At 62.8% G+C, this 20,192-nt stretch carries 18 protein-coding genes; 8 read left to right on the top strand and 10 right to left on the bottom strand.

Features of this window, described 5'->3' with window-relative positions; all coding sequences use genetic code 11:
- The first annotated feature begins 87 nt into the window (after positions 1-87).
- On the top strand, positions 88-588 hold the full coding sequence (locus G405_RS0103465) for a GAF domain-containing protein (protein WP_022700110.1): 501 nt from the start codon (positions 88-90) through the stop codon (positions 586-588).
- On the opposite strand, the gene G405_RS0103460 is transcribed toward G405_RS0103465, so the two are convergent.
- Both G405_RS0103460 and G405_RS0103455 read right to left on the bottom strand, forming a co-directional pair.
- Complete coding sequence (locus G405_RS0103460; RefSeq protein WP_156861338.1) at positions 585-1,019, bottom strand: hypothetical protein; 435 nt, start codon at positions 1,017-1,019, stop codon at positions 585-587. The two genes, G405_RS0103465 and G405_RS0103460, sit on opposite strands and share 4 nt — an antisense overlap.
- A gap of 36 nt (positions 1,020-1,055) precedes the next feature.
- Positions 1,056-2,294, bottom strand: a complete 1,239-nt coding sequence (locus tag G405_RS0103455) for a hypothetical protein (RefSeq protein WP_022700108.1) — start codon at positions 2,292-2,294, stop codon at positions 1,056-1,058.
- 174 nt (positions 2,295-2,468) lie between these two features.
- Between G405_RS0103455 and G405_RS0103450 the strand changes: the two genes are divergently transcribed.
- The gene (locus G405_RS0103450) at positions 2,469-3,062 is read left to right on the top strand and encodes a DsbA family protein (protein WP_022700107.1); all 594 of its coding nucleotides are present in this window, start codon (positions 2,469-2,471) and stop codon (positions 3,060-3,062) included.
- A gap of 706 nt (positions 3,063-3,768) precedes the next feature.
- Here G405_RS0103450 and G405_RS0103445 read toward each other — a convergent pair.
- On the bottom strand, positions 3,769-6,024 hold the full coding sequence (locus G405_RS0103445) for a S9 family peptidase (protein WP_022700106.1): 2,256 nt from the start codon (positions 6,022-6,024) through the stop codon (positions 3,769-3,771).
- Positions 6,025-6,170: 146 nt separating this feature from the next.
- On the opposite strand from G405_RS0103445, the gene G405_RS0103440 reads away from it, so the two are divergent.
- Both G405_RS0103440 and ettA read left to right on the top strand, forming a co-directional pair.
- On the top strand, positions 6,171-6,530 hold the full coding sequence (locus G405_RS0103440) for a hypothetical protein (RefSeq protein WP_022700105.1): 360 nt from the start codon (positions 6,171-6,173) through the stop codon (positions 6,528-6,530).
- Between the two features lie 93 nt (positions 6,531-6,623).
- The gene (gene ettA, locus G405_RS0103435; protein ID WP_022700104.1) at positions 6,624-8,288 is read left to right on the top strand and encodes an energy-dependent translational throttle protein EttA; all 1,665 of its coding nucleotides are present in this window, start codon (positions 6,624-6,626) and stop codon (positions 8,286-8,288) included.
- A gap of 69 nt (positions 8,289-8,357) precedes the next feature.
- Here the strand turns inward: ettA and G405_RS0103430 are convergent, their stop codons facing one another.
- The 3 genes from G405_RS0103430 to G405_RS0103420 form a co-directional block, all read right to left on the bottom strand.
- On the bottom strand, positions 8,358-9,032 hold the full coding sequence (locus tag G405_RS0103430) for a CatA-like O-acetyltransferase (protein WP_022700103.1): 675 nt from the start codon (positions 9,030-9,032) through the stop codon (positions 8,358-8,360).
- Between the two features lie 143 nt (positions 9,033-9,175).
- A complete protein-coding gene (locus G405_RS0103425; RefSeq protein WP_022700102.1) occupies positions 9,176-9,790 on the bottom strand; it encodes an MlaC/ttg2D family ABC transporter substrate-binding protein in 615 nt (204 codons plus the stop codon).
- 32 nt (positions 9,791-9,822) lie between these two features.
- On the bottom strand, positions 9,823-10,563 hold the full coding sequence (locus tag G405_RS0103420; protein ID WP_028284501.1) for an MlaA family lipoprotein: 741 nt from the start codon (positions 10,561-10,563) through the stop codon (positions 9,823-9,825).
- 193 nt (positions 10,564-10,756) lie between these two features.
- Between G405_RS0103420 and metF the strand changes: the two genes are divergently transcribed.
- Genes metF through metH form a run of 3 tightly spaced genes read left to right on the top strand, consistent with a single transcriptional unit; the run spans position 10,757 to position 15,423 of the window.
- Complete coding sequence (metF, locus tag G405_RS0103415; protein WP_051143328.1) at positions 10,757-11,650, top strand: methylenetetrahydrofolate reductase [NAD(P)H]; 894 nt, start codon at positions 10,757-10,759, stop codon at positions 11,648-11,650.
- Between the two features lie 14 nt (positions 11,651-11,664).
- Positions 11,665-12,726, top strand: a complete 1,062-nt coding sequence (locus G405_RS16890; protein ID WP_022700100.1) for a homocysteine S-methyltransferase family protein — start codon at positions 11,665-11,667, stop codon at positions 12,724-12,726.
- 9 nt (positions 12,727-12,735) lie between these two features.
- Positions 12,736-15,423 (top strand): methionine synthase, encoded by a 2,688-nt coding sequence (gene metH, locus G405_RS0103405; protein ID WP_022700099.1) that lies wholly within the window; start codon positions 12,736-12,738, stop codon positions 15,421-15,423.
- A gap of 22 nt (positions 15,424-15,445) precedes the next feature.
- On the opposite strand, the gene G405_RS0103400 is transcribed toward metH, so the two are convergent.
- Together G405_RS0103400 and G405_RS0103395 are read right to left on the bottom strand one after the other, a co-directional pair.
- Positions 15,446-16,417 (bottom strand): glutathione S-transferase family protein, encoded by a 972-nt coding sequence (locus G405_RS0103400; protein ID WP_022700098.1) that lies wholly within the window; start codon positions 16,415-16,417, stop codon positions 15,446-15,448.
- Between the two features lie 65 nt (positions 16,418-16,482).
- Positions 16,483-17,319: a pirin family protein gene (locus G405_RS0103395; RefSeq protein ID WP_022700097.1), complete on the bottom strand. Its 837-nt coding sequence runs from the start codon at positions 17,317-17,319 to the stop codon at positions 16,483-16,485.
- Positions 17,320-17,507: 188 nt separating this feature from the next.
- On the opposite strand from G405_RS0103395, the gene rimK reads away from it, so the two are divergent.
- Positions 17,508-18,929, top strand: a complete 1,422-nt coding sequence (rimK, locus tag G405_RS0103390; protein WP_022700096.1) for a 30S ribosomal protein S6--L-glutamate ligase — start codon at positions 17,508-17,510, stop codon at positions 18,927-18,929.
- Between the two features lie 53 nt (positions 18,930-18,982).
- Here rimK and G405_RS0103385 read toward each other — a convergent pair whose 3' ends face one another.
- Both G405_RS0103385 and G405_RS14860 read right to left on the bottom strand, forming a co-directional pair.
- Positions 18,983-19,522, bottom strand: coding sequence for a fasciclin domain-containing protein (locus G405_RS0103385; protein WP_022700095.1), 540 nt, complete (start codon positions 19,520-19,522; stop codon positions 18,983-18,985).
- A 174-nt stretch (positions 19,523-19,696) separates the two neighbouring features.
- On the bottom strand, positions 19,697-20,101 hold the full coding sequence (locus tag G405_RS14860; protein WP_040704915.1) for a BLUF domain-containing protein: 405 nt from the start codon (positions 20,099-20,101) through the stop codon (positions 19,697-19,699).
- Between the last annotated feature and the right edge of the window lie 91 nt (positions 20,102-20,192).

Genomic DNA, 20,192 nt, shown 5'->3' with positions numbered 1-20,192 from the left:
TTGTTTGCAGACCCGGCGCTGGCGCCGGTCGCGTTGCGAGACTAGATGTGCGCTCAGCAAAAGTGTGTGACAGCGCAGGAGCCGGGCATGGCTGAAGAAATGAGCACCGCCGTTGAAGGCGAGACGAAGGCTGAAGCCTATGTCCGTCTGGGCAAGGAGATCGCCGCCATCGTCGCTGGCGAGACCAGTCACACGGCGCGGTACGCCACGGCGGCCTGCCTGCTGGCGCATAATTTCGGTCCGCGGTTTTTCTGGACCGGGTTTTACGTGGTCGATCCGCTGAAGCCTGACCAGCTTGTCGTTGGCCCCTATCAGGGCACGCTGGGGTGTTTGCGCATTCCGTTCGGTCGCGGCGTTTGCGGCGCGGCGGCGGCGACGGGCGAAACCCAGCTGGTTCCCGATGTGGAGGCTTTCCCCAACCATATCGCCTGCGACAGCCGGTCGAAATCAGAGATCGTCGTGCCGGTGTATGACGCCGATGGACAACTCGCGGCGGTGCTGGACGTGGATTCCGCAGAGCTCGACGCCTTTGACGCCGACGATCAGGCCGGTCTTGAGGCGATCTGCCAGACGCTCCTGAGCGCCTAGAACAATCCCAGGAATTTGCGGCGGCGGGCTTCGCCTGGCTCCGCATGCGGCTGCGGCGCAACCGGGGTTGTCTCCTGACGCTCCGCTCTTTTCGGGCTGGCGGCGTGTGGCGCATCGTTCAGACGCGGCGGCGCCGGGGCGCAAACCTCTGCGTCGCACAAGGCGGTGTCCATGCCAGAAGCGCTGCTGGCGCTGTGGGCGTAGCTCATGGATCCGCCAGACGCTTCGCCCAGCCCCAGACGGCTCCGCACGGAATCGCGAAAATCCGTCGCGCGCTCGCTGAGCGTCTCGGCACGGGCCTGGTGTTCCTCGAGGCGGGAGAGGTCCGCCGGACGCGGCGCACGCACAGCCGACGCCGCATCATCCATGCGGGCGCGGGCCAGCGCTTCACGAGCGCGTTCGATGTTCAAACGGGTGGGGTCTGCACTCATCATCGCCTCCTGAGGGATTTGCGAGGGTGAAGGAGTTTACGATTTCTTAGCATACCACTCAAACCCCCCGGTGCGCGAGATCATGGCGACGTCGACTTCGCCGCCGACTCCGGTCTGGGTCTGATGCAGGTCGCTTTTGAGAATATTAAGCTCCACCAAGGCCTTGGCGGTCTCACCCATTTGCTTTTTGCCCGAGGCGGCCACGACGGCGATGAACGGGTCGATAAATTCTTCCTGCGAGATGGTCCGCGCCGTGTGGATGAATTCCGCCGACAGGGACAGCAATTCAGAATCGCGCAATTCGCTCATCACGGCGTCTACGGCAGCGTCATCGAGCCCGGCTTTGCGCAGCGCAACTTCGCTGGCGGCTTCATTGGTCACCATGTTCATCGACGCCATGACGTCAAACAAATAGGGGTGAACCCCGCGCAGGAAGGCGTGGGTCATCTCGGCTTGAGCGAAGGTGCGCAAGAACGCGTTCGGCCCGTTCTCGACGCCGACCTGGGTCGTCTCGTCATGCGCGCGCTTCATGACGCCGTCCACCAGGATCGAGGCGTAGTAATGGCTGTAGACCGGGAAGACGTCGCTTTCCCCAAAGCCTGCAAACACCAGCCCGGCATAGGGCTCCAGGAAGGCGGGCTTGGTGATGATCAGATAGGCGAAATCAAACAGCTTGTTGCGGATGGCTTCCTGCATGCCGAACGGGCCGAGCGCATCCGAGATCAGGCTGTCAAGCATGGCGGCGTAGCGCTCGTAAAAGCGGTCCCGGTCAAGCTCGGCGAACACATCCAGATTAGCCCGCTCCGCGCCGCCGTCATCTTGCAGCAGGTGCGCGCGATACAGATCCAGCGCGCCCTCAAACGCGGCGGCGTCGTCGCCATACTCGCCCGGCGCATGATGGCGCAGGGTGCGCGCATGGTTGAGCACGGTCAGCATGGCCGCCCGCATCAGGCCTTCCAGCTCCTCCGCCTCTTCCTTTTCGGGGAAGAGCTGACGATTGCGGTCGATGAAGGCGAAGAACGCATCGGCGCAGGCCTGCACGCTGTCAAAGTCGCGATCGCCCTGGGCGCGCTTGAAGGCGTGGGCGATATGCGACCAGGAGCGGCCCAGCACATCGCCGCGGGAATACACCATCAGCGCCATGTTCGGCCCGAGCTGCAGGATCTTCTCGGCCTCCAGCGTGACGACCGAGCCTGGCCCGCCGCCATAGGTGACGGCGCTGTCCGCCGCCAGCACGACAGCCTGCCGGTTCATGATCATGACTTCTGACGTCATCGCCGTTTTCCCCTCGCTACAGCCCCCTCAGGCTGGGCGCTCTGAGCGTCACTTGGCGTCATGCGTTTGTGAATGGCGCACATGCGCTCAGGCGTTAACAGAACGTTAGCGCTCTGCGGTGTGGCTGTTAAGCTCGAAGCCAGAGATTTCTCCTGAACCCCCGGATATTGCGACATGAACGACACGACCGACACCGAGACCCAGACCGGGCTGCGCTGCTATTTCGCCTTCCGCAGCCCGTATTCACGCCTCGGCCTGCACAAGCTGGCGCGCGCCGGGTTTGACGGCCATCTGATCCTGTTCACCGGCCCGCCCGAGGATGCTGAATTCGCTGATCCGACGCGCAACAAGTACAAGCTCGCTTATTACCAGCAGGACGTGTTTCGCATGACCGTGCGGATGGGCCTGCCGCTCGCTTTGCCCGATCCGTTTGACCCCGATTACCGCCTCGCCAATCTCAGTTTTCTCGCTGCGCAACAAGCGGGCAAAGGGCTCGACTACGCGCTCGCCGTATCGGATGCGCGCTGGGGGGCGGGCAAGAATATTTCCGAAACGGACGTGCTCGCCGAAGCCGCGAAGAGCGCGGACTGGAACGGCTTTGACGCGGACGCCATCAACGCGGACGCCAGCCTGGCGCAAGTGATCAAGGACCAGCGATCCATGATTCAGGCGGACGGCGTGTTCGGCGTGCCCTTCCTGATCGAGGGGCGGAACAAATACTGGGGTCAGGACCGGTTTGATCTCTGGCTGGAAGAGCGGGCGGAATAGGGGTAAGCGCGAACTTATCCACCCCCTCCCTGGCTTGAGCCATACTCGCAGCCGTTCCTCCCATGACGGGCGGCCGGCGCGTTCAGGCTGGGAGGGGCGGGATGTCCCGAGGACAGAGGGTCTAACGCGCCCTCTGGCCGAAAAGGCGGGGTGTCATCGTACGGTCCAGGGCAGCGGCCTCTGATGAGACGGTGACTGCACCGGCGGCGCGACAGCGCAGAAGTCTCCGCGCGGTGATCCCGACAAAACATCTCCAGCGCGGGAGCCGGGTATGGCTTCCAAAATGACCTTGTGTTCACTTTTAACGGCCCGCTCCCGCGCGACCCGTTATATGGCTCACCCTTGCGTTTGCGCGCGGGGCTGCCGGCGCTTCCCCTCTCCCCCTTGGACAAGGGGGAGAGGCAGGGTGAGGGGGTGCGTTTCAGCCAGGGTCACGCTTACAGGATCAGGCGCCGCTCACCCCTCACCTGTCCTCTCCCCTCAAAGATGGGAGAGGGACGCGCACAAGCGTTACGGGGTTATCTGTCATCCTTCTACAGCCGTCATCCCAGCCTTGAGCCGGGATCTGCTGACCGCGTCTCTGTGATCAGGGCAGAGCGGTTCCGGCAGATCCCGGATCGCTGCGCGTCCGGGATGACAAACTGGAAGCGCAAACAAAAACCCCGGAGCATGGCTCCGGGGTTTTCGCGTTCGTCAGCTCTGAACCCTAGTCTTCGTCGTCTTCGCTCAGCTCACGGCCGAAGAAGTCGTAGATCGTGGTCCACAAATGGCGTTGCAAAGCGGGCGGGCGGACGCCGTGGCGCTGACCGGGATAGGTCATCATCTCGAACAGCTCGCCGCGTTGCTGCAGCTCGGCATAGAGCCGGGTGGAATGGTCGAACGTCACATTGTCATCCGCCATGCCGTGGATCATCAGGGTCGGGGTTTCATACCCGTCCAGATGCGCGAAGGCGGAGCCCTGGTAATACCCGTCTTCATTGGCTTGCGGGGTATCCATATAGCGCTCGGTGTAATGGGTGTCGTAAAGCGCCCAATCGGTCACCGGCGCGCCGGACACCGCGGCGTCAAACCGGCCTGGCGCCTGCAGCGTGGTCATCAACGTCATATAGCCGCCATAGGACCAGCCCCACAGGCCGATCCGGTCGCTATCCACGAACTCAAGGCTTTCCAGATAATCGAGCCCGGTCAGCTGGTCGCGCACTTCCACGCCGCCCATCCGGTCATGGAGCGCGGCTTCAAAGGCGTGGCCGCGGTTCCAGCTGCCCCGGTTATCGAGCTTGAACAGGATATAGCCCTGATCGGCGAACAATTGATCGCCCGCGCCGACCCAGCCCTTGGCCACGGTCTGCACATGCGGACCGCCATAGACCTGCACGATGGCCGGGCAGGGGGCAGCCGCGGTGCAATGCTCGGGCTTCAGCATGGACCAGTAGAGCTCGGTCTCTCCGTCATCAGCCAGCACCGTTCCGAACTCGGGAACCAGATGGCTGTCCAGGAAGGGCGCATAGGGATGGTCTTCGCCGATGGCGTTTTCCTCGATCCAGGCTACGCGCTCGCCCGAAATGTCATAAAGCGCGGTCTGGGGCAGGGTGTCGGGATCTGAATAGCTGCCGATAAAGCCCGTGCCGCCTTGTCCCAGACTGACGTTCCAGCGGCCTTCGCCTTCGGTGATCTGGACCGGCTCGCCGCCGTCAAACGGCACGGCGTACAGATGACGCTCCAGCGGGCTCGTCATCCAGCCTTCAAAATAGACCGTCTCGCCGTCTTCTGACAGGCCGGCGAAGTACTCGACCACCCATTCGCCCGAGGTCAGCGCGCGGGTCTCACCCTCTGCGCTCACATGATAGATATGGCGGAAGCCCGTGCGTTCGGACGTCCACAGAAAACCGCCCTCGTCCAGCGCGGTGAAGTCATTGGTGAGATTGATCCAGGCGCCAGACTGTTCGGTGAGAACCGTCTCGGTTTCGCCGGTCATCGGGTCGGCGGCCAGAATGTCGAGCACGGTCTGGGCGCGGTTCTGGCGCTGGGCGTAAAGCGTGCCGCTATCTTCGCTCCAGTTCACCCGCGCCAGATAGATGTCGGTCTCTGAGCCCAGATCGACCTGTGTGCGCTGGCCGGTGGCCACGTCGATCACATGCAGCTCGATCAGCACATTGTCCGTGCCGGCGCGCGGATAGCGCTGATCGGTGACGGTCACGCCTTCAGCCGTAATGCCGAAACGGGGGACGATCTCGACCGGCGTCTCGTCAATGCGGGCTGCGGCCACATAACGCCCGTCCGGGCTCCACCAATATCCGCTATAGCGCTGCATCTCTTCCTGGGCGACGAACTCGGCGACGCCCCAGCTGATCGCGCCGGCGCCTTCAGTGGTCAGGGCGCGTTCCTCGCCGCTCTCAAGATTATGCACCCAGAGATTCTGGTCGCGAATGAAGCTGACATATTGGCCGTCCGGGCTGACGCGGGCGTCGGTCTCAAACGCCTCGGTCTGCATCAGGCGCTCGGCCTCGCCGGTGTTCACGTCCACATAGAAGACATCACCGTCGAGCGGCACCAGGATCGCTTCGCCCGTCTCGTCCCAGTCATAGCTGACCACGCCCGAGGTGGAGATGCGTGCGCGCTCGCGATACTGGATCTCGGCTTCGGACAATTCCCGCTCATCGGGCGCCAGCACGCTTGAATCCACCAGCATATAGGCCTGACCATCACTGAGGTTCATTGCCCACAGATCGGTCACCGTGCGGTCGTCATCCTTGGGGCGCAGAAAGGTCACCCGCTCGCCGTCAGGGGAAAAGCGCAAGCCGCGCGGCGTCGTCCCCGACAGGCTGACCGAGCCATAAACGTCCGCAATGCTCAGCGCCGCCGGATCAACCGGGGCCGGCGGTGGTGTTTGTGCGGCGTCGGTAGACGGCGCGCAGGCGGCCAGGGCCAGAAGGCCGGTGCAGGCGAACAAGGCGTGGCGCATGAGAGCTCCCCTTCTCAAGTCAGTTTGGGCGCGACGCTAATGGGTGCGGGCGCCGTGGTAAACGCTGCGCACGCGTCGTAACTGATCATAAGCATTCTTTTGAGAGGCTTGCAGGCGTCGCAATTTGAGATTTACGGGAGTGGTTCATGCCGGGTCTGACCCTGATCGCTGTGGCGGCCAGCCTGCTGGCGACCGCGCAAGGCCAGCGCTTCCCCGTCATCGACGTGCCCAATGACCCTGCGGCGCGCTATGACGTCCTGATGCTGGTGCCCACCCGCGGCGGTAAGCTGGAGATCGTCACCCGCCGCGTCGGACGCCGGGGCGAAACCTTCGTGCAGCGCGAAATCGACTGCCGCACCGGCATGGTGCGCTATCTGGGCCAGGGTCACACCGTGGACGAGATGAACGCGGATTACCGCAATTACATGCTCGATCCGATCGATCCCAACTCCATCTCCGGCCATATCGCGGAATACGCCTGCGAGAATGTGGAACGGCCGGATTAGGGGTTCCCGTCACGCTGCATTGCGTCATCCCCCCCAAACCCGCTATAGCGTGCGGCTAGAACAAAGCCCCCAGCTAACGGAGCGCGCACGCCTATGGCCGCGTATCAATACGTCTATCACATGGACAATCTGGCGAAGACCTATCCCGGCGGGAAACAGGTGTTCGCCGGCATCTCGCTGCACTTCCTGCCGGACGCCAAGATCGGCGTCGTGGGCGTCAACGGCGCTGGTAAATCCTCGCTGTTGCGCATCATGGCCGGCCAGGACACCGACTTCACCGGGGAAGCCTGGGCGGAGAAGGGCGTGCGCGTGGGCTATCTGCCCCAGGAGCCCAAACTCGACGAGACCAAGACCGTTTGGGAAAACGTCATTGAAGGCTCTGAGGACAAGCAGATCTATGACGCCTATAACGCCATCGCCATGCAGCTCGCCGAGGATTATTCCGACGAGCTGATGGAGAAGATGACCGAGCTGCAAGAGCAGGTCGATGCGCGCGACGCCTGGGACGTGGATTCCAAGATCGAGATGGCCATGGACGCGCTGCGCTGCCCGGCGCCGGATGCGGACGTCACGAATTTGTCGGGCGGTGAACGCCGCCGGGTGGCGATCTGTCAGCTGCTCTTGTCCAAGCCGCACGTGCTGCTGCTTGACGAACCGACCAACCACTTGGACGCGGAAAGCGTGGCCTGGCTCCAGAACCATCTGGAGAACTATAACGGCGCCGTGCTGATCGTGACCCACGACCGTTACTTCCTGGACGCCATCACCACCTGGACGCTGGAGCTCGATCGCGGACAGGGCGTGCCGTATCAGGGCGGCTATTCAGACTGGCTGGAGCAAAAGGCCAAGCGCCTGGCGCAAGAATCCCGCGAAGAAAGCGCCAAGCAGCGCGCCCTGCTGCGCGAGCTCGACTGGATCCGCGCCGCGCCGAAAGCGCGTCAGGCCAAATCCAAGGCCCGTATCAAATCCTATGAAGAAAAGCGTGACGCCGCCGAGAAGGAAAAGATCTCGACCGCCGTCATCCGCATTCCGCCGGGCCCGCGCCTGGGCGGCAATGTAGTGGATTTCGACCATGTGTCGAAAGGCTTTGATGATCGCCTGCTGATCAATGATCTCGACTTCAAACTGCCGCCGGGCGGCGTTGTCGGCGTGATCGGTCCGAACGGCGCGGGTAAAACCACCCTGTTCAAGATGATCGTCGGCGAAGAGAAACCCGATAGCGGCTCCGTCACCCTCGGCGAGACCGTGAAGCTTGGGTATGTGAACCAGTCGCGCGACGCGCTCGATCCCAACAAGAACGTCTGGGAAGAGATTTCGGGCGGCAATGACATGATCATGCTGGGCGACCATGAAGTGGCGAGCCGGGCCTATGTGGGCGCGTTCAACTTCAAGGGCGGCGACCAGCAGAAGAAAGTCGGCATTCTGTCGGGCGGTGAGCGCAACCGCGTCCACCTCGCCAAAATGCTGAAAGAGGGCGGCAATCTGCTGCTGCTTGACGAACCGACCAACGATCTCGACGTCGAGACGCTGTCGGCTCTGGAAGCGGCGCTCGAGGATTTCCCCGGCTGCGCCGTGGTCATCTCGCACGACCGTTTCTTCCTCGACCGCATCGCCACCCACATCCTCGCCTTTGAAGGCGACAGCCATGTGGAATGGTTTGAAGGCTCGTTCACCGACTATCTGGCCGACAAGAAGCGCCGCCTGGGCGATGACGCCCTGGTGCCCAAGCGCGTGAAGTTCCAGAAGTTCGAACGCTAGGTCTTTTGCAGACCCAAACAAAAAGGGCGCGCCAGCTGGCGCGCCCTTTTTCGTGGAGCGTGGGTCAGACTAACCGCCCACAAACCGCGCCAGCCTGTCTCTGACAGCGCTGAAATACGCCGCCACATGAACGCCATCCACCAGGCCGTGATGGGTCTGGACGGAGAGGGGGAAGCTCAGCTGGCCCGCGCCCTCGCGCCGCCACTGGCCCGCTGCGATATTGGGCGTGGCGGCCAGGGCGCCGCCGCCTGAGCGGGGGTGCTCGATGGAGGTAAAGCGCAGGAAGGGCAGGCCGGTGCAATAGAGCTGGCCGCACTCGGGTGCGGCCTCGACATTGGTGCGCATCCCGGTCGCGGTTTCCGCCTCGTGCTTGTCGGCGTGGTAGGCCTTCACAAAGGCGGCGAGGTCTTTGGTGAACGGCACGTAGGAAAAGTTCACATGGCCTTTTGTGTTTTGCACCGTGTAGCTGGGTAACAGCGCATTGACCCGGAAGGGCTCGCCCTTCTCGGTCAGCCGCCAGCGAAACGCGTCCACATCGAGGCTGGCGCCTGCAATGGCGTGAAACAGCACGGCGAAGGGCGGCAGGTCCTGGGCTTTCGCGATGGTCACGAAATCCGGCGCCATAAGCTCGGCGGTGACGTTCAGCCGCGGATCGTCCATGGCGTCAAACCAGCGCAATTGCGGTCCGCGTTCAAAAGGCGCGTCGATCGGCGCGATGATGTCGGGTGTGTAAGCGGGTGTCATGGCGCGCCTTTCTTGCCGGGCGCTGAGACCGGGCGGGCGCTTGGCGCGCAGGCCGGAAACGAAACCGCCGGAGCGCGCTGCTGGTAGCGCGCCCCGGCGGGCGTTTCAACTCTTCACGCTGAGGGGCGCGGATATGCCTTGGATCAGGCGTCGTCTGCTTCGCGATTGCGCAGCATGGAGGTGGCGGCGCTGACATCCCCGCGATTGTCGCCGATGACGGCCAGGATCTGTTCGCGCTGGGTCTGGGCCAGCCAGACGCCGAGCACTTCCACGTCCACGGCTTTCAGTTCGCCGTCGGCTTCCAGAATGCGCCAGTTCACTTCGAATTCTTCGTTATTCGGGCCGCCGTATACGCGCGAGCGGACAATGTAATCACCCGGATTGCGGGTGACAGACCCTGTGACGTCCAGCTGCTGGCCGGCATAGGTGCTCAGCTCGCTTTCATAAACGCCGATCGCGTAGGTGCGGAAGGCGTTGCGGAAGGCATTCAGCTCGTCCTCAGACGCGGTGCGACGATACCGGCCCAGCACGAAATTGGAGATGCGGTCCACATCGGCCAGCGCGTCGATCCGCTCACGAAATTCCGCCTGCACCGTCGGCAGATCGGTCTGGCCCGAGTTCAGCTCTGTCAGCGTGGCGATCACCTGATTGGCCTGGTTCTGGACAAAGGCTTCTGCGTCGTCAGCGGTCGTGGACTGCGCCAGCGCCAGGGGCGCCAGAAGCGTCAAGGCGAGGGCGGTAAGAATGGGTTTGATCATCGGGGAGGTCTCCTGCCGCCGTTTCGGCGTGCTTATTCAAATTCAGGCAGGTCTTGATAATCCGGGTCAGACTGCGTTCCGGTCTCTATGAAGGCGGAGCGCGACTGACGCCAGGCCGAACGGGCCTGAACATACGGATCAATTGCGGTGCGATTGAGGCTGTCGATCGCGCCGTCCAGATCCGCGCGGATCTGTGTGCCGTTCAGGCCGCGCAGGCCCCAGGCCCAGGCCTCGCCCGATTCCTCTTCGCTCCAGTTGAGCGGATGCGGATAGCGATCCACAAAGCGTCCGGTAGCGTCGCGTACGTTGGACGGCCCGATCAGGGGCAACACCAGATAGGGACCGTCGCCCACGCCCCAGACGGCGAGGGTCTGGCCGAAATCGCGGCGATGCTGCGGCACGCCTTCATGGGTTGCGACGTCAAAGACGCCCGCAACGCCGATCGTGGTGTTCATCACAAAGCGGCCGACCGTGTCGCCCGCGGCGTGCACATCGCCTTGCAGGAGCGCGTTGGCGAACACGACCGGCTGGTTGAGATTGCTCATGAAATTGCGCACGCCGGTTTGCACCGGGTCCGGCGTGACGGTGTCATAAACGCGGGCGGACGGGCCGATCACCACGTCATCAAGCGTCTGGTTCACCGCGAAGACGGCGCGATTCGCCGGCTCGAACGGATCACCGGTTTCCTGCGCCATCTCACGGGATGCGCAGGCGGTCAGGCTAAGCGCAGCCAGCAGGACTGCGGCTTGAGAGGTCAGAGCGGCGATACGCATGAAGTGTCCTTACGGTCGACGGGTCGGTTGGGACAATGTCGGGTTTGAAGCGGGGATATCAAGTCAGGGAAATCCATAACGTGCCGTTTGCCGGGCAGTTCCATCTTGCTCGCAGCGCAATAATCGCATAAAGATATCTTTATGTGGATGTGTCGCCGGTCTCCGGTGATGCGAAACCGTGACTGGACTGGTGATGACCGTGAATGGCCGTTCCCCTGCGCAAGGGCCGAAAGTGTCCTTTGAGTTCTTCCCGCCGAAAAGCGAGGAGGCCGAGACGAAGCTGTGGTCTTCCATTGCGCGGCTGACGCCGCTGGCGCCGGATTTTGTCTCTGTCACCTATGGCGCGGGCGGCTCGACACGGGATCGAACCCACCGCACGGTGCGGCGGATCGTGTCTGAAACCGAGATGGCGCCGGCCGCCCATTTGACCTGCGTCTCCGCGACCCGCGATCAAGTGGACGAGGTCATTCGGGATTACTGGAACGCCGGCGTGCGCCATATCGTGGCGCTGCGCGGGGATCCGCCCGAAGGGCTGGACCAAGCGTATCAGCCTTTCCCCAACGGCTACAGCAACTCGGCCGACCTGACCGCAGGCATCAAGGCCATTGGTGATTTCGAGGTCTCGGTCGGCTGTTATCCCGAGAAGCATCCCGACAGCGCCGACTGGGACGCGGATCTCGACATGCTGAAAGCGAAGATCGATGCGGGCGCGACGCGCGCCATCACCCAGTTCTTCTTCGATGCGGACATCTTCTTTCGCTATCTCGAGCGCGTGCGCAAGGCCGGCATCGACATTCCCATCGTGCCCGGCGTGATGCTGCAGCCCAATTTCAAGGGCCTGGTGCGCATGGCCGAGATGTGCGGCGCGCATATCCCGGACCGGGTTCATGCCGTCTATGACGGTCTGGAAGACGATGCCGGCACGCGCGAGCTGGTGACCGCGCATCTGGCGGCTGAAATGTGTGAAACGCTGTGCGATGGCGGCGTGGACGCGTTTCATTTCTACACGCTGAACCGGGCTGAACTGTCGCTGTCCACCTGTGCGCTGCTGGGGGTGAAGCCCCCTCAAGCCGTCAAAGCCGCCTAACGGAACCGAACGCCATGACCAAAGCTGAACGCCGCGCTGCGCTGGACGCGCTGGCGCTGAACCGCATTCTGATCCTGGACGGCGCCATGGGCACCCAGATCCAGACCTTGAAGCTGGACGAGGCCGGGTATCGCGGCGAGCGGTTTGCAGACTGGTCCTGCCCGATCCAGGGCAATAACGACATCCTGAACCTCTCAACGCCTGACGCCGTGCGCGCGATTCACAAACAGTATTTCGACGCCGGCGCCGACATGGTGGAGACCAACACCTTCTCCGCCACTGTCATCGCCCAGGCGGACTACAAGATGGAAAGCCTCGCCGCCGAGATCGCGTCCGAAGGCGCGCGCCTGGCGCGGGAAGCGGCGGATGAAGCCGAAGCCGAGACCGGCTCGCCCAAGGCGGTGCTGGGCGCGATCGGGCCGACCAACAAGACGCTGTCGCTATCGCCCAATGTGGAAGATCCCGGTTTTCGCGAAGTCAATTTTGATCAGGTTCGCGACGCCTATGCCGAGCAGGTTCTGGCCATGGCCGAGCATGTGGACTTCTTCCTGATCGAGACGATCTTTGACACGCTGAACGCCAAGGCGGCGATCAAGGCCATTCTTGACCTGCGCAATGAGGGTAAGATCGATCCCGAGATCCCGATCATCCTGTCAGGCACGATTACCGACGCGTCGGGCCGCACCCTGTCGGGGCAGACGACCGAAGCGTTTTACAATTCCGTTCGACACGCCCAGCCTTGGGCTGTGGGCCTGAACTGCGCGCTGGGCGGCAAGCAATTGCGGCCCTATGTGGCCGAGCTGGCGCGCATCGCCGATTGCCATGTGCTGGCCTATCCCAATGCCGGCCTGCCCAATGCGTTCGGCGAATATGACGAGACGCCCGACGAGACCGCCGCCTTCATCGCGGACTGGGCGCAATCGGGCCTGATCAATATTGCGGGCGGCTGCTGCGGCACCACGCCCGATCATATCGCCGCTATTGCGCGGGATGCGAAAACCGGTCAGCCGCGCACTCTCAAAGAGCGCCCTCAGGCCATGCGCCTGTCGGGTCTTGAACCGTTTGAGCTGGCTTGAGGAGCCCATATGTCTGACGCCTCACCCTCTCGCGCCATTTTCGTCAATGTGGGCGAACGCACGAACGTCACCGGCTCGGCGAAGTTCCGAAAGCTGATCAAGGCGGGCGATTACGCGAGCGCGCTCGACGTGGCGCGCCAGCAAGTAGACGCCGGCGCCCAGATCATCGACGTGAACATGGATGAGGGGCTTCTGGATTCAAAAGAAGCCATGACGACCTTCCTCAACCTGATCGCCGCCGAGCCCGACATCGCCCGCGTGCCGGTGATGATCGACAGCTCCAAATGGGAGGTGATCGAGGCGGGTCTGAAATGCGTTCAGGGCAAGGCGGTCGTCAACTCGATCTCGCTGAAGGAAGGCGAGGCGGAGTTCCTCAAACACGCCCGCGCCTGCAAGGCTTATGGCGCAGCGGTCGTGGTGATGGCGTTTGACGAGGACGGTCAGGCCGACACCGCCAAGCGCAAGATCGAGATCTGCGAGCGCGCCTACAAGACGCTGGTCGATCAGGTCGGTTTTGACCCCAATGACATCATCTTTGATCCCAATATCTTCGCGGTGGCGACGGGGATCGAGGAGCACAACAATTACGCGGTGGACTTCATCGAAGCCACACGCTGGATCCGACAGAACCTGCCCGGCTGCCACGTCTCGGGCGGGCTGTCGAACGTGTCCTTCTCCTTCCGCGGCAATGAGCCGGTGCGCCGGGCCATGCACTCGGTCTTCCTCTATCACGCCATCAAGGCGGGGATGGATATGGGGATCGTCAACGCCGGCCAGCTCGACATTTATGACGCCATCGACCCCGAACTGCGCGAGCTGGTGGAGGATGTCATCCTCAATCGCCGTGACGACGCCACCGAGCGTCTGCTGGAGGCCGCCGAGCGGTACAAGGGCACGGGCGAGGCGGCGCAGAAGGAAGACGAAGCCTGGCGCAGCGCGCCGGTGGAAGAGCGCCTGAAGCACGCTCTGGTCAAGGGCATCGACGCCTATGTGGTGGAAGACACTGAAGAGGCGCGCCAGGCCGCCGAGCGTCCGCTGCATGTGATCGAAGGCCCGTTGATGGCGGGCATGAATGTGGTGGGCGACCTGTTCGGCGAGGGCAAGATGTTCCTGCCCCAGGTCGTCAAATCCGCCCGCGTGATGAAAAAGGCCGTGGCCTATCTCTTCCCCTATATGGAGGAGGAGCGCGAACGGTCTGGCGCTGAAAAGGAAGCCGCCGGCAAGATCATCATGGCGACCGTGAAGGGCGATGTGCACGATATCGGCAAGAATATTGTCGGCGTCGTGCTGCAATGTAACGGCTATGACGTGGTCGATCTGGGCGTGATGGTGCCCGCCGAGAAAATCCTTGAGACCGCGCGCGCCGAGAAGGCCGACATTATCGGCCTGTCCGGCCTGATTACGCCGTCGCTTGATGAAATGGTGCACGTGGCCAGCGAGATGGAGCGGCAGGGTTTTGACCTGCCCCTGATGATAGGCGGCGCCACCACCTCTCCGGCGCATACGGCGGTGAAGATCGAACCGGCCTACAACAAGGCGCCGATCATTCACGCCACTGATGCCTCCCGCGCGGTGGGGATCGTCTCGCGCCTTCTGTCCAAGGAAGAGCGTCAGCCGCTTTGGGATGAGGTGTCCGCTCGCTACGCCAAGATCCGCGAAACCCGCGCCCGCACGCAAGGCAGCCGCGAGCGCGTCAGCCTGGACGCCGCCCGCGCCAACGGCTTTGACGCCGATGCAGGCGGCTATCATCCGGTCGCGCCGCAAAAGGCGGGCCTGACCACGATCGACGATGTCCGTCTGGCGGATCTGGTCGACTATATCGACTGGACGCCGTTCTTTTTCTCCTGGGAGCTCAAGGGCAGCTACCCCGCCATCCTGGATGACCCGAACCGGGGCGAGGCGGCGCGCAACCTGTTCAAGGATGCGCAGGGCATGCTCAAGACCATGGTCGCCGAGGACTGGCTGAAACCGCGCGGCGTGGTCGGCCTGTGGCCGGCCCGGCGTGACGGCGATGACGTGATCGTCTTTGCCGATGACAGCCGGTCTGAAGAGGCGGGACGGTTCTTCGGTTTGCGCCAGCAATCAAAGAAAGAGGGCGACAAGCCCAATTACGCCATCAATGATTTCGTCTCATCCACTCAGGATGACTGGATCGGCGGCTTCGCCGTGACGGCGGGCGAGGGCGAGCAGGCGATGATCGACCGCTTCAAGGCGGACAATGACGACTATTCCGAGATCCTGTTCAAATCGCTGTCTGACCGGTTCGCGGAAGCCTTCGCTGAATACCTGCACCAGCGCGTGCGCCGCTCGATCTGGGGCTATGCGTCCGATGAGACGCTGTCCAATGAAGAGCTGATCAAGGAAGCCTATGCCGGCATCCGCCCGGCGCCGGGCTATCCCGCCCAGCCTGACCACACCGAAAAAGACCTGTTGTTCAAATTGCTCGAGGCGCCGGAGCGCACCGGCATCACGCTGACCGAAAGCTGGGCGATGAGCCCGGCCTCGTCGGTGTCAGGGCTTTATATCGCCCATCCCGACAGCGTCTATTTCGCCGTGGGCCGGGTCGCGAAGGATCAGGTCGAGGACTACGCTCAACGCAAGGGCTGGACCCTCGCGCGCGCCGAGAAGGAGCTCGCCCCGGTGCTGGGCTATGAGCCAGACGCCGAGGCCGCAGCCTCAGCGGAAGCGGCGGAGTAACGCCGCCGCTTCCTGAAAAGGCTCAGGCCTCTTGCCCGTCCGCCACATGCACGTCCGGGCCCAGCGGGACGACGGCGGTCGGATTGATCATGTCATGGCTCTCGTAATAGTGCCGTTTGGCGTGCTCGAGATTGAACACGTCGGCCACCCCATGCTGCGTATGCAGGCGGCGGGCATAGGCGTTGATGTGCGGATAGTCGATCAGGCGCTTGAGATTGCATTTGAAATGGCCGTGATAGACCGGATCAAACCGCACCAGGGTCGTGTAAAGGCGCCAGTCAGCTTCAGTGACCTCCTCGCCCATCAGATAGGCGCGGCCGTCTGACAACCGGTCCTCGATCCAGTCGAGGGCGTCAAACAGCGTCGTCACTGCCTCTTCATAGGCGTCCTGGGTGGTGGCGAAGCCGGACTTGTAAACGCCGTTATTGATCTCGTGATAGACGCGCTCATTGACGGTCCCGATCTCTTCCCGCAGCGCTTGCGGGTAGTAATCGCCCGGCTTGGCGCCGACCTCGTCGAAGGCGGAATTGAACATGCGGATGATGTCCGCGCTCTCATTGGAGACGATCGTATTGGTCTTCTTGTCCCACAACACCGGCACGGTCACGCGGCCTGAATAGTCAGACTTGGCGGCGGTATAGACCTGGTGCATGAACTCGGCCTTATGCAACGGATCCTGCACCACGCCAGGGCCGTCTTTGAAGGTCCAGCCGTTCTCGCGCATCAGCCAGTGCACCACCGACACGTCGATCATGTCTTCCAGGCCCTTCAGGCGACGGAAGATCAAGGTGCGGTGCGCCCAGGGGCAGGCGAGCGAAACATAAAGATGGTAACGCCCCGGCTCGGCCTTGAACCCGGCTTCGCCCGTCGGTCCTGCTGAACCGTCTGCGGTGACCCAGTTGCGAAACATCGCTTCGGAGCGTTTGAACCGTCCGCCGGTGGATTTGGTGTCATACCATTTGTCGTGCCAGACGCCGTCTACAAGCAATCCCATAGTGATCTCTCCTTTGTTGCGCCCCTGCAAATGAATGGATCGGCCCAGAGCTGACCGGCGACCGCCTAGAACTGGCCCTGCTGGTAATCGAGCATGGCCTGGCGCACTTCGCCTTCCGTGGTCATCACGAAGGGGCCGCCCCAGACGATGGGCTCGCCGATGGGCTTGCCCGCGGCCAGCATCAGGCGCGCGCCTTTGGGACCAGCCTTGATGCGGATGGCGTCGCCGCGCCCGAACACGCCCAGCTGCGCCTCTTTGAGTTTCATCCCGCCCGCTTCCACGTCGCCCGTGTGAACGGCGAGGAAGGCGGTCTTCGCGTCCGGGATCGGTTCTTCAAACACCGCGCCGGGCTCCATGCGCAGCTCGGCGTAAAGCGGATCCACCGTCACATCGGTAACAGGGCCTTTGACCCCGGTTGAGGTCTGGCCGGTTACGATCTTGGCGACGACGCCCTCGCGCGTGTCGGAGGGGACTTGGGCCTCGTCATATTCCTGATAGCCGGGATCCTTCATCTTCTCGGCCTTGGGCAGGTTCACCCAGAGCTGGAAGCCGCTCATCAGCCCATCTTCCTGCTCGGGCATTTCCGAGTGCACGATGCCGCGCGCGGCGGTCATCCATTGCACGCCGCCCGGCTCGATCACGCCTTCATGGCCCTTGTTATCCTGATGGCGCATCCGGCCCTCGACCATATAGGTCACGGTTTCAAAACCCCGGTGCGGGTGAGGGGGGAAGCCCGCCAGATAATCGCCGGGATTATCGGAATGGAATTTGTCGAGCATCAGGAACGGGTCAAGCACCCGCAGATCGGGCGTGCCCAGCAGGCGGGTGAGCTTCACCCCGGCGCCGTCAGAGGTGGGCATGCCTTGGGTGATCTTCACGATCGGACGCAATTGAGGGCTCATGTCTGGCTCCAGTTCCGGTGTTCGGACAGAACATGGCGATCCGGCGTTGAGATGACGAGGGCGGTTTCAGACAGGCAGCGTTTCCAAAACGCGAATAATCAGGCCTTGCGTCACCTCGGGATGGACGAAACACTAAGGGCGCTGTAACCCATCCCCCCTTTTGCGATCTTACTGGAGGTCCTCACGGCATGACTGATGAGCCGTTCGTCTTGGGCTGGGAAGAATGGGCCTCGTTTCCGGGGCTCGCGCTTCCCGCGATCAAAGCCAAAATCGATACGGGGGCCAAAACGAGCGCCTTGCATGCGGTCGCCATCGAGCCTTTCGGGCCGGAGGACAACCCTCAGGTCCGCTTCGTCATGCACCCGATCCCTGATCAACCGGATCTGGAAGTGGTGTGCGCGGCGCCGGCTGTGGATCGCCGTGAAATCACCTCGTCAAATGGCGAGACGGAGTTGCGCTGGGTGATCGAAGCCAATGTCACCATTGGCGAACGCACCTGGCCGATCGAGGTCACGCTGACCAATCGCGAGAGCATGGCGTATCGCATGCTGTTGGGCCGGACCGCGATCCTTGACGACATGGTGGTCAGCCCCACCCAGTCCTGCGCGCAGAAGACCTTGAGCTATGATCTGTATCAGCACTTGCCGCGCAGCAAGCCGGTGCATCGCCCGTTGCGGATCGCCATTCTGACCCGCGAGCCGAAGAACTATTCCTCACAGCGCCTGAAAGAGGCCGCCGAGGCGCAAGGCCATGTGGCGGAGATGATCAACACGGCGCGCTGCACCATGGCGATCAACGCGCTGTCGCCTGCGATCTATTATGATGGCCGCCGCCTGCCGCGCTATGACGCTGTCATTCCGCGCATCGGCGCCTCGATGACCAATTACGGCATGGCGGTGCTGCGCCAGTTCGCCATGACCGGCGCCTATATTCTCAACACCCCTGAATCCATCGGCGCCAGCCGCGACAAGCTCTATGCGCACCAGGTGCTGGCGAGCGCCGGGATCGGCATGCCGACCACGGCTTTCGCGCACTCGCCGAAAGACACCAAGAACCTGATCGAGCACGTGGGCGGCGCCCCGCTGGTGGTGAAGCTCCTGGAAAGCACGCAAGGACGCGGCGTGATCCTGGCGGAAACCGGCAAGGCGGCGGAATCGGTGATCGACGCCTTCCGCGGACTGGACGCCAACTTCATCGTCCAGGATTTCGTCAAGGAAGCCTCGGGCGTCGACATTCGCTGCTTCGTCATCGGCAACAAGGTGGTTGCGGCGATGAAGCGCGAGGCGCAGCCCGGCGAGTTCCGCTCCAACCTGCATCGAGGCGGTCAGGCGAGCCGTGTGCGGATTTCAAAAGAAGAGCGGGCGGCGGCCGTCAAAGCGGCGCGGGCGCTGGGATTGTCTGTGGCGGGCGTGGATCTCTTGCGCTCGGACGAAGGCCCGAAAGTGCTTGAGGTGAACTCATCGCCCGGCATTGAAGGCATTGAAAAGTCTAGCGGCAAGGATGTGGCCGAGATTATCATCGACCATATTGAATCCCATGTGCGCGCTTTGCGTCGCCCGCCGGTTCGCCGCCGGAAAGGCAAGGCTGCGCCAACGGCCGCCACGGACTGAAGGATAGAAAAAGCCCTGGCGTCCGCGGGGACGAGACGCCAGGGCTGACCGGATTATTGACCCGGCATGATCACGCCGTCGATGACGTGCACGACGCCATTGGACGCGTCCACATCGGCGGCGATCACTGATGCGCCGTCGACGGTGACCGAGCCGTCGTCGCCGACGACGACATTGACCGTGTCGCCTTGCAGCGTCGTCAGGTCATACGTGCCCGGCGCCGTGCCGGCGGCCATGTATTCGCCCTGCACCACATGATAGGTGAGGATCGAGGTCAGCTGATCGCGGTTTTCCGGCTGCAGCAACGCGTTGAGCGTGTCGGAACCGACAGCCGCGAAGGCGTCGTTGGTCGGGGCGAAGACCGTGAACGGGCCGTCGCCGGACAGCGCGTCGACCAGCTCGGCGGTCTGCAGCGCGGTCACCAGCGTGGAGAAGCTTTCGTCACCGGTGGCGATCGCCACGATGGAAGGCTGGCTGGCATGGTGGTCTTTGGTCACTTTCGGGGTGGAAGCGGCGCCGGCGTCGATCGCCATGGCCGGGGCGGCGAGGGCGGCGCTCAGAGCGACGGCGGTCAGAGCAGTCAAAGTACGCATGTCTGTCTCCCATAAGGGTGATAATCAAACCTGCGGGCGGATCGCCGACAGGCATTCCAGTCGCGCTGGAACACCCATGGTTACGCAGCGCCCTCGGCGCTGGATCAATCTTAACAATTTTTTTATCGGATCTGAGGCCGGACGAAGGGCCGGTTGTCCGTGCAGGGCGTCGCGCTAAGCGCTGTCCTCAGGCGGGAGCGGCGCAAAGTATGCGTCCAGTCCGCCCTCCAGATTGGCCAGCCATGTGACGCCCTCATGGTCTCGCAGGCTCGCCTCCGTCTTCAGGGTTTCCGGGGTGATCACTTTCAGCGGCCAGTCCGGGAACAGCGCGGCTTCGCCATGGGCGATATCCAGAATGGAAAATTCCTCGTTGCGCCGGTCATCCCAGATGCATTCAAGGATGGAGCGGATGGCCTTGGGCGGGCCCTCGAGCGCATGCAGGACGCGTCTCTCATTCATCAAGAAGACGGAGGTCACGCCCACATCTCGATTATGCGCCTCGCTGCTGTGAAGCAAGGAGTCGATTTCCGCTACGCCGAGATCGGCGCGCAGCACGCTGCGGTATGCGACTCGGAACACCCAAGTCTCCTGATGGATTCCTTCAAACTTGTTAGGAACTTATGGAAGTCGGCGAGCGACAAAAGCCGAATTCATCATAGTGAACGCATTT

Source organism: Oceanicaulis alexandrii DSM 11625, from assembly GCF_000420265.1.
GTDB classification, from domain to species: domain Bacteria; phylum Pseudomonadota; class Alphaproteobacteria; order Caulobacterales; family Maricaulaceae; genus Oceanicaulis; species Oceanicaulis alexandrii.
Note: the sequence above shows the minus strand (reverse complement) of the source record. Positions and strands in the feature narration are given on the sequence as shown.

Bases quoted from the DNA above. Each gene is read 5' to 3' on its own strand.
- G405_RS0103465 (WP_022700110.1), top strand. From the start codon at position 88: ATGGCTGAAGAAATGAGCACCGCCGTTGAAGGCGAGACGAAGGCTGAA.
- G405_RS0103460 (WP_156861338.1), bottom strand. From the start codon at position 1,019: ATGAGTGCAGACCCCACCCGTTTGAACATCGAACGCGCTCGTGAAGCG.
- G405_RS0103455 (WP_022700108.1), bottom strand. From the start codon at position 2,294: ATGACGTCAGAAGTCATGATCATGAACCGGCAGGCTGTCGTGCTGGCG.
- G405_RS0103450 (WP_022700107.1), top strand. From the start codon at position 2,469: ATGAACGACACGACCGACACCGAGACCCAGACCGGGCTGCGCTGCTAT.
- G405_RS0103445 (WP_022700106.1), bottom strand. From the start codon at position 6,024: ATGCGCCACGCCTTGTTCGCCTGCACCGGCCTTCTGGCCCTGGCCGCC.
- G405_RS0103440 (WP_022700105.1), top strand. From the start codon at position 6,171: ATGCCGGGTCTGACCCTGATCGCTGTGGCGGCCAGCCTGCTGGCGACC.
- ettA (WP_022700104.1), top strand. From the start codon at position 6,624: ATGGCCGCGTATCAATACGTCTATCACATGGACAATCTGGCGAAGACC.
- G405_RS0103430 (WP_022700103.1), bottom strand. From the start codon at position 9,032: ATGACACCCGCTTACACACCCGACATCATCGCGCCGATCGACGCGCCT.
- G405_RS0103425 (WP_022700102.1), bottom strand. From the start codon at position 9,790: ATGATCAAACCCATTCTTACCGCCCTCGCCTTGACGCTTCTGGCGCCC.
- G405_RS0103420 (WP_028284501.1), bottom strand. From the start codon at position 10,563: ATGCGTATCGCCGCTCTGACCTCTCAAGCCGCAGTCCTGCTGGCTGCG.
- metF (WP_051143328.1), top strand. From the start codon at position 10,757: ATGACCGTGAATGGCCGTTCCCCTGCGCAAGGGCCGAAAGTGTCCTTT.
- G405_RS16890 (WP_022700100.1), top strand. From the start codon at position 11,665: ATGACCAAAGCTGAACGCCGCGCTGCGCTGGACGCGCTGGCGCTGAAC.
- metH (WP_022700099.1), top strand. From the start codon at position 12,736: ATGTCTGACGCCTCACCCTCTCGCGCCATTTTCGTCAATGTGGGCGAA.
- G405_RS0103400 (WP_022700098.1), bottom strand. From the start codon at position 16,417: ATGGGATTGCTTGTAGACGGCGTCTGGCACGACAAATGGTATGACACC.
- G405_RS0103395 (WP_022700097.1), bottom strand. From the start codon at position 17,319: ATGAGCCCTCAATTGCGTCCGATCGTGAAGATCACCCAAGGCATGCCC.
- rimK (WP_022700096.1), top strand. From the start codon at position 17,508: ATGACTGATGAGCCGTTCGTCTTGGGCTGGGAAGAATGGGCCTCGTTT.
- G405_RS0103385 (WP_022700095.1), bottom strand. From the start codon at position 19,522: ATGCGTACTTTGACTGCTCTGACCGCCGTCGCTCTGAGCGCCGCCCTC.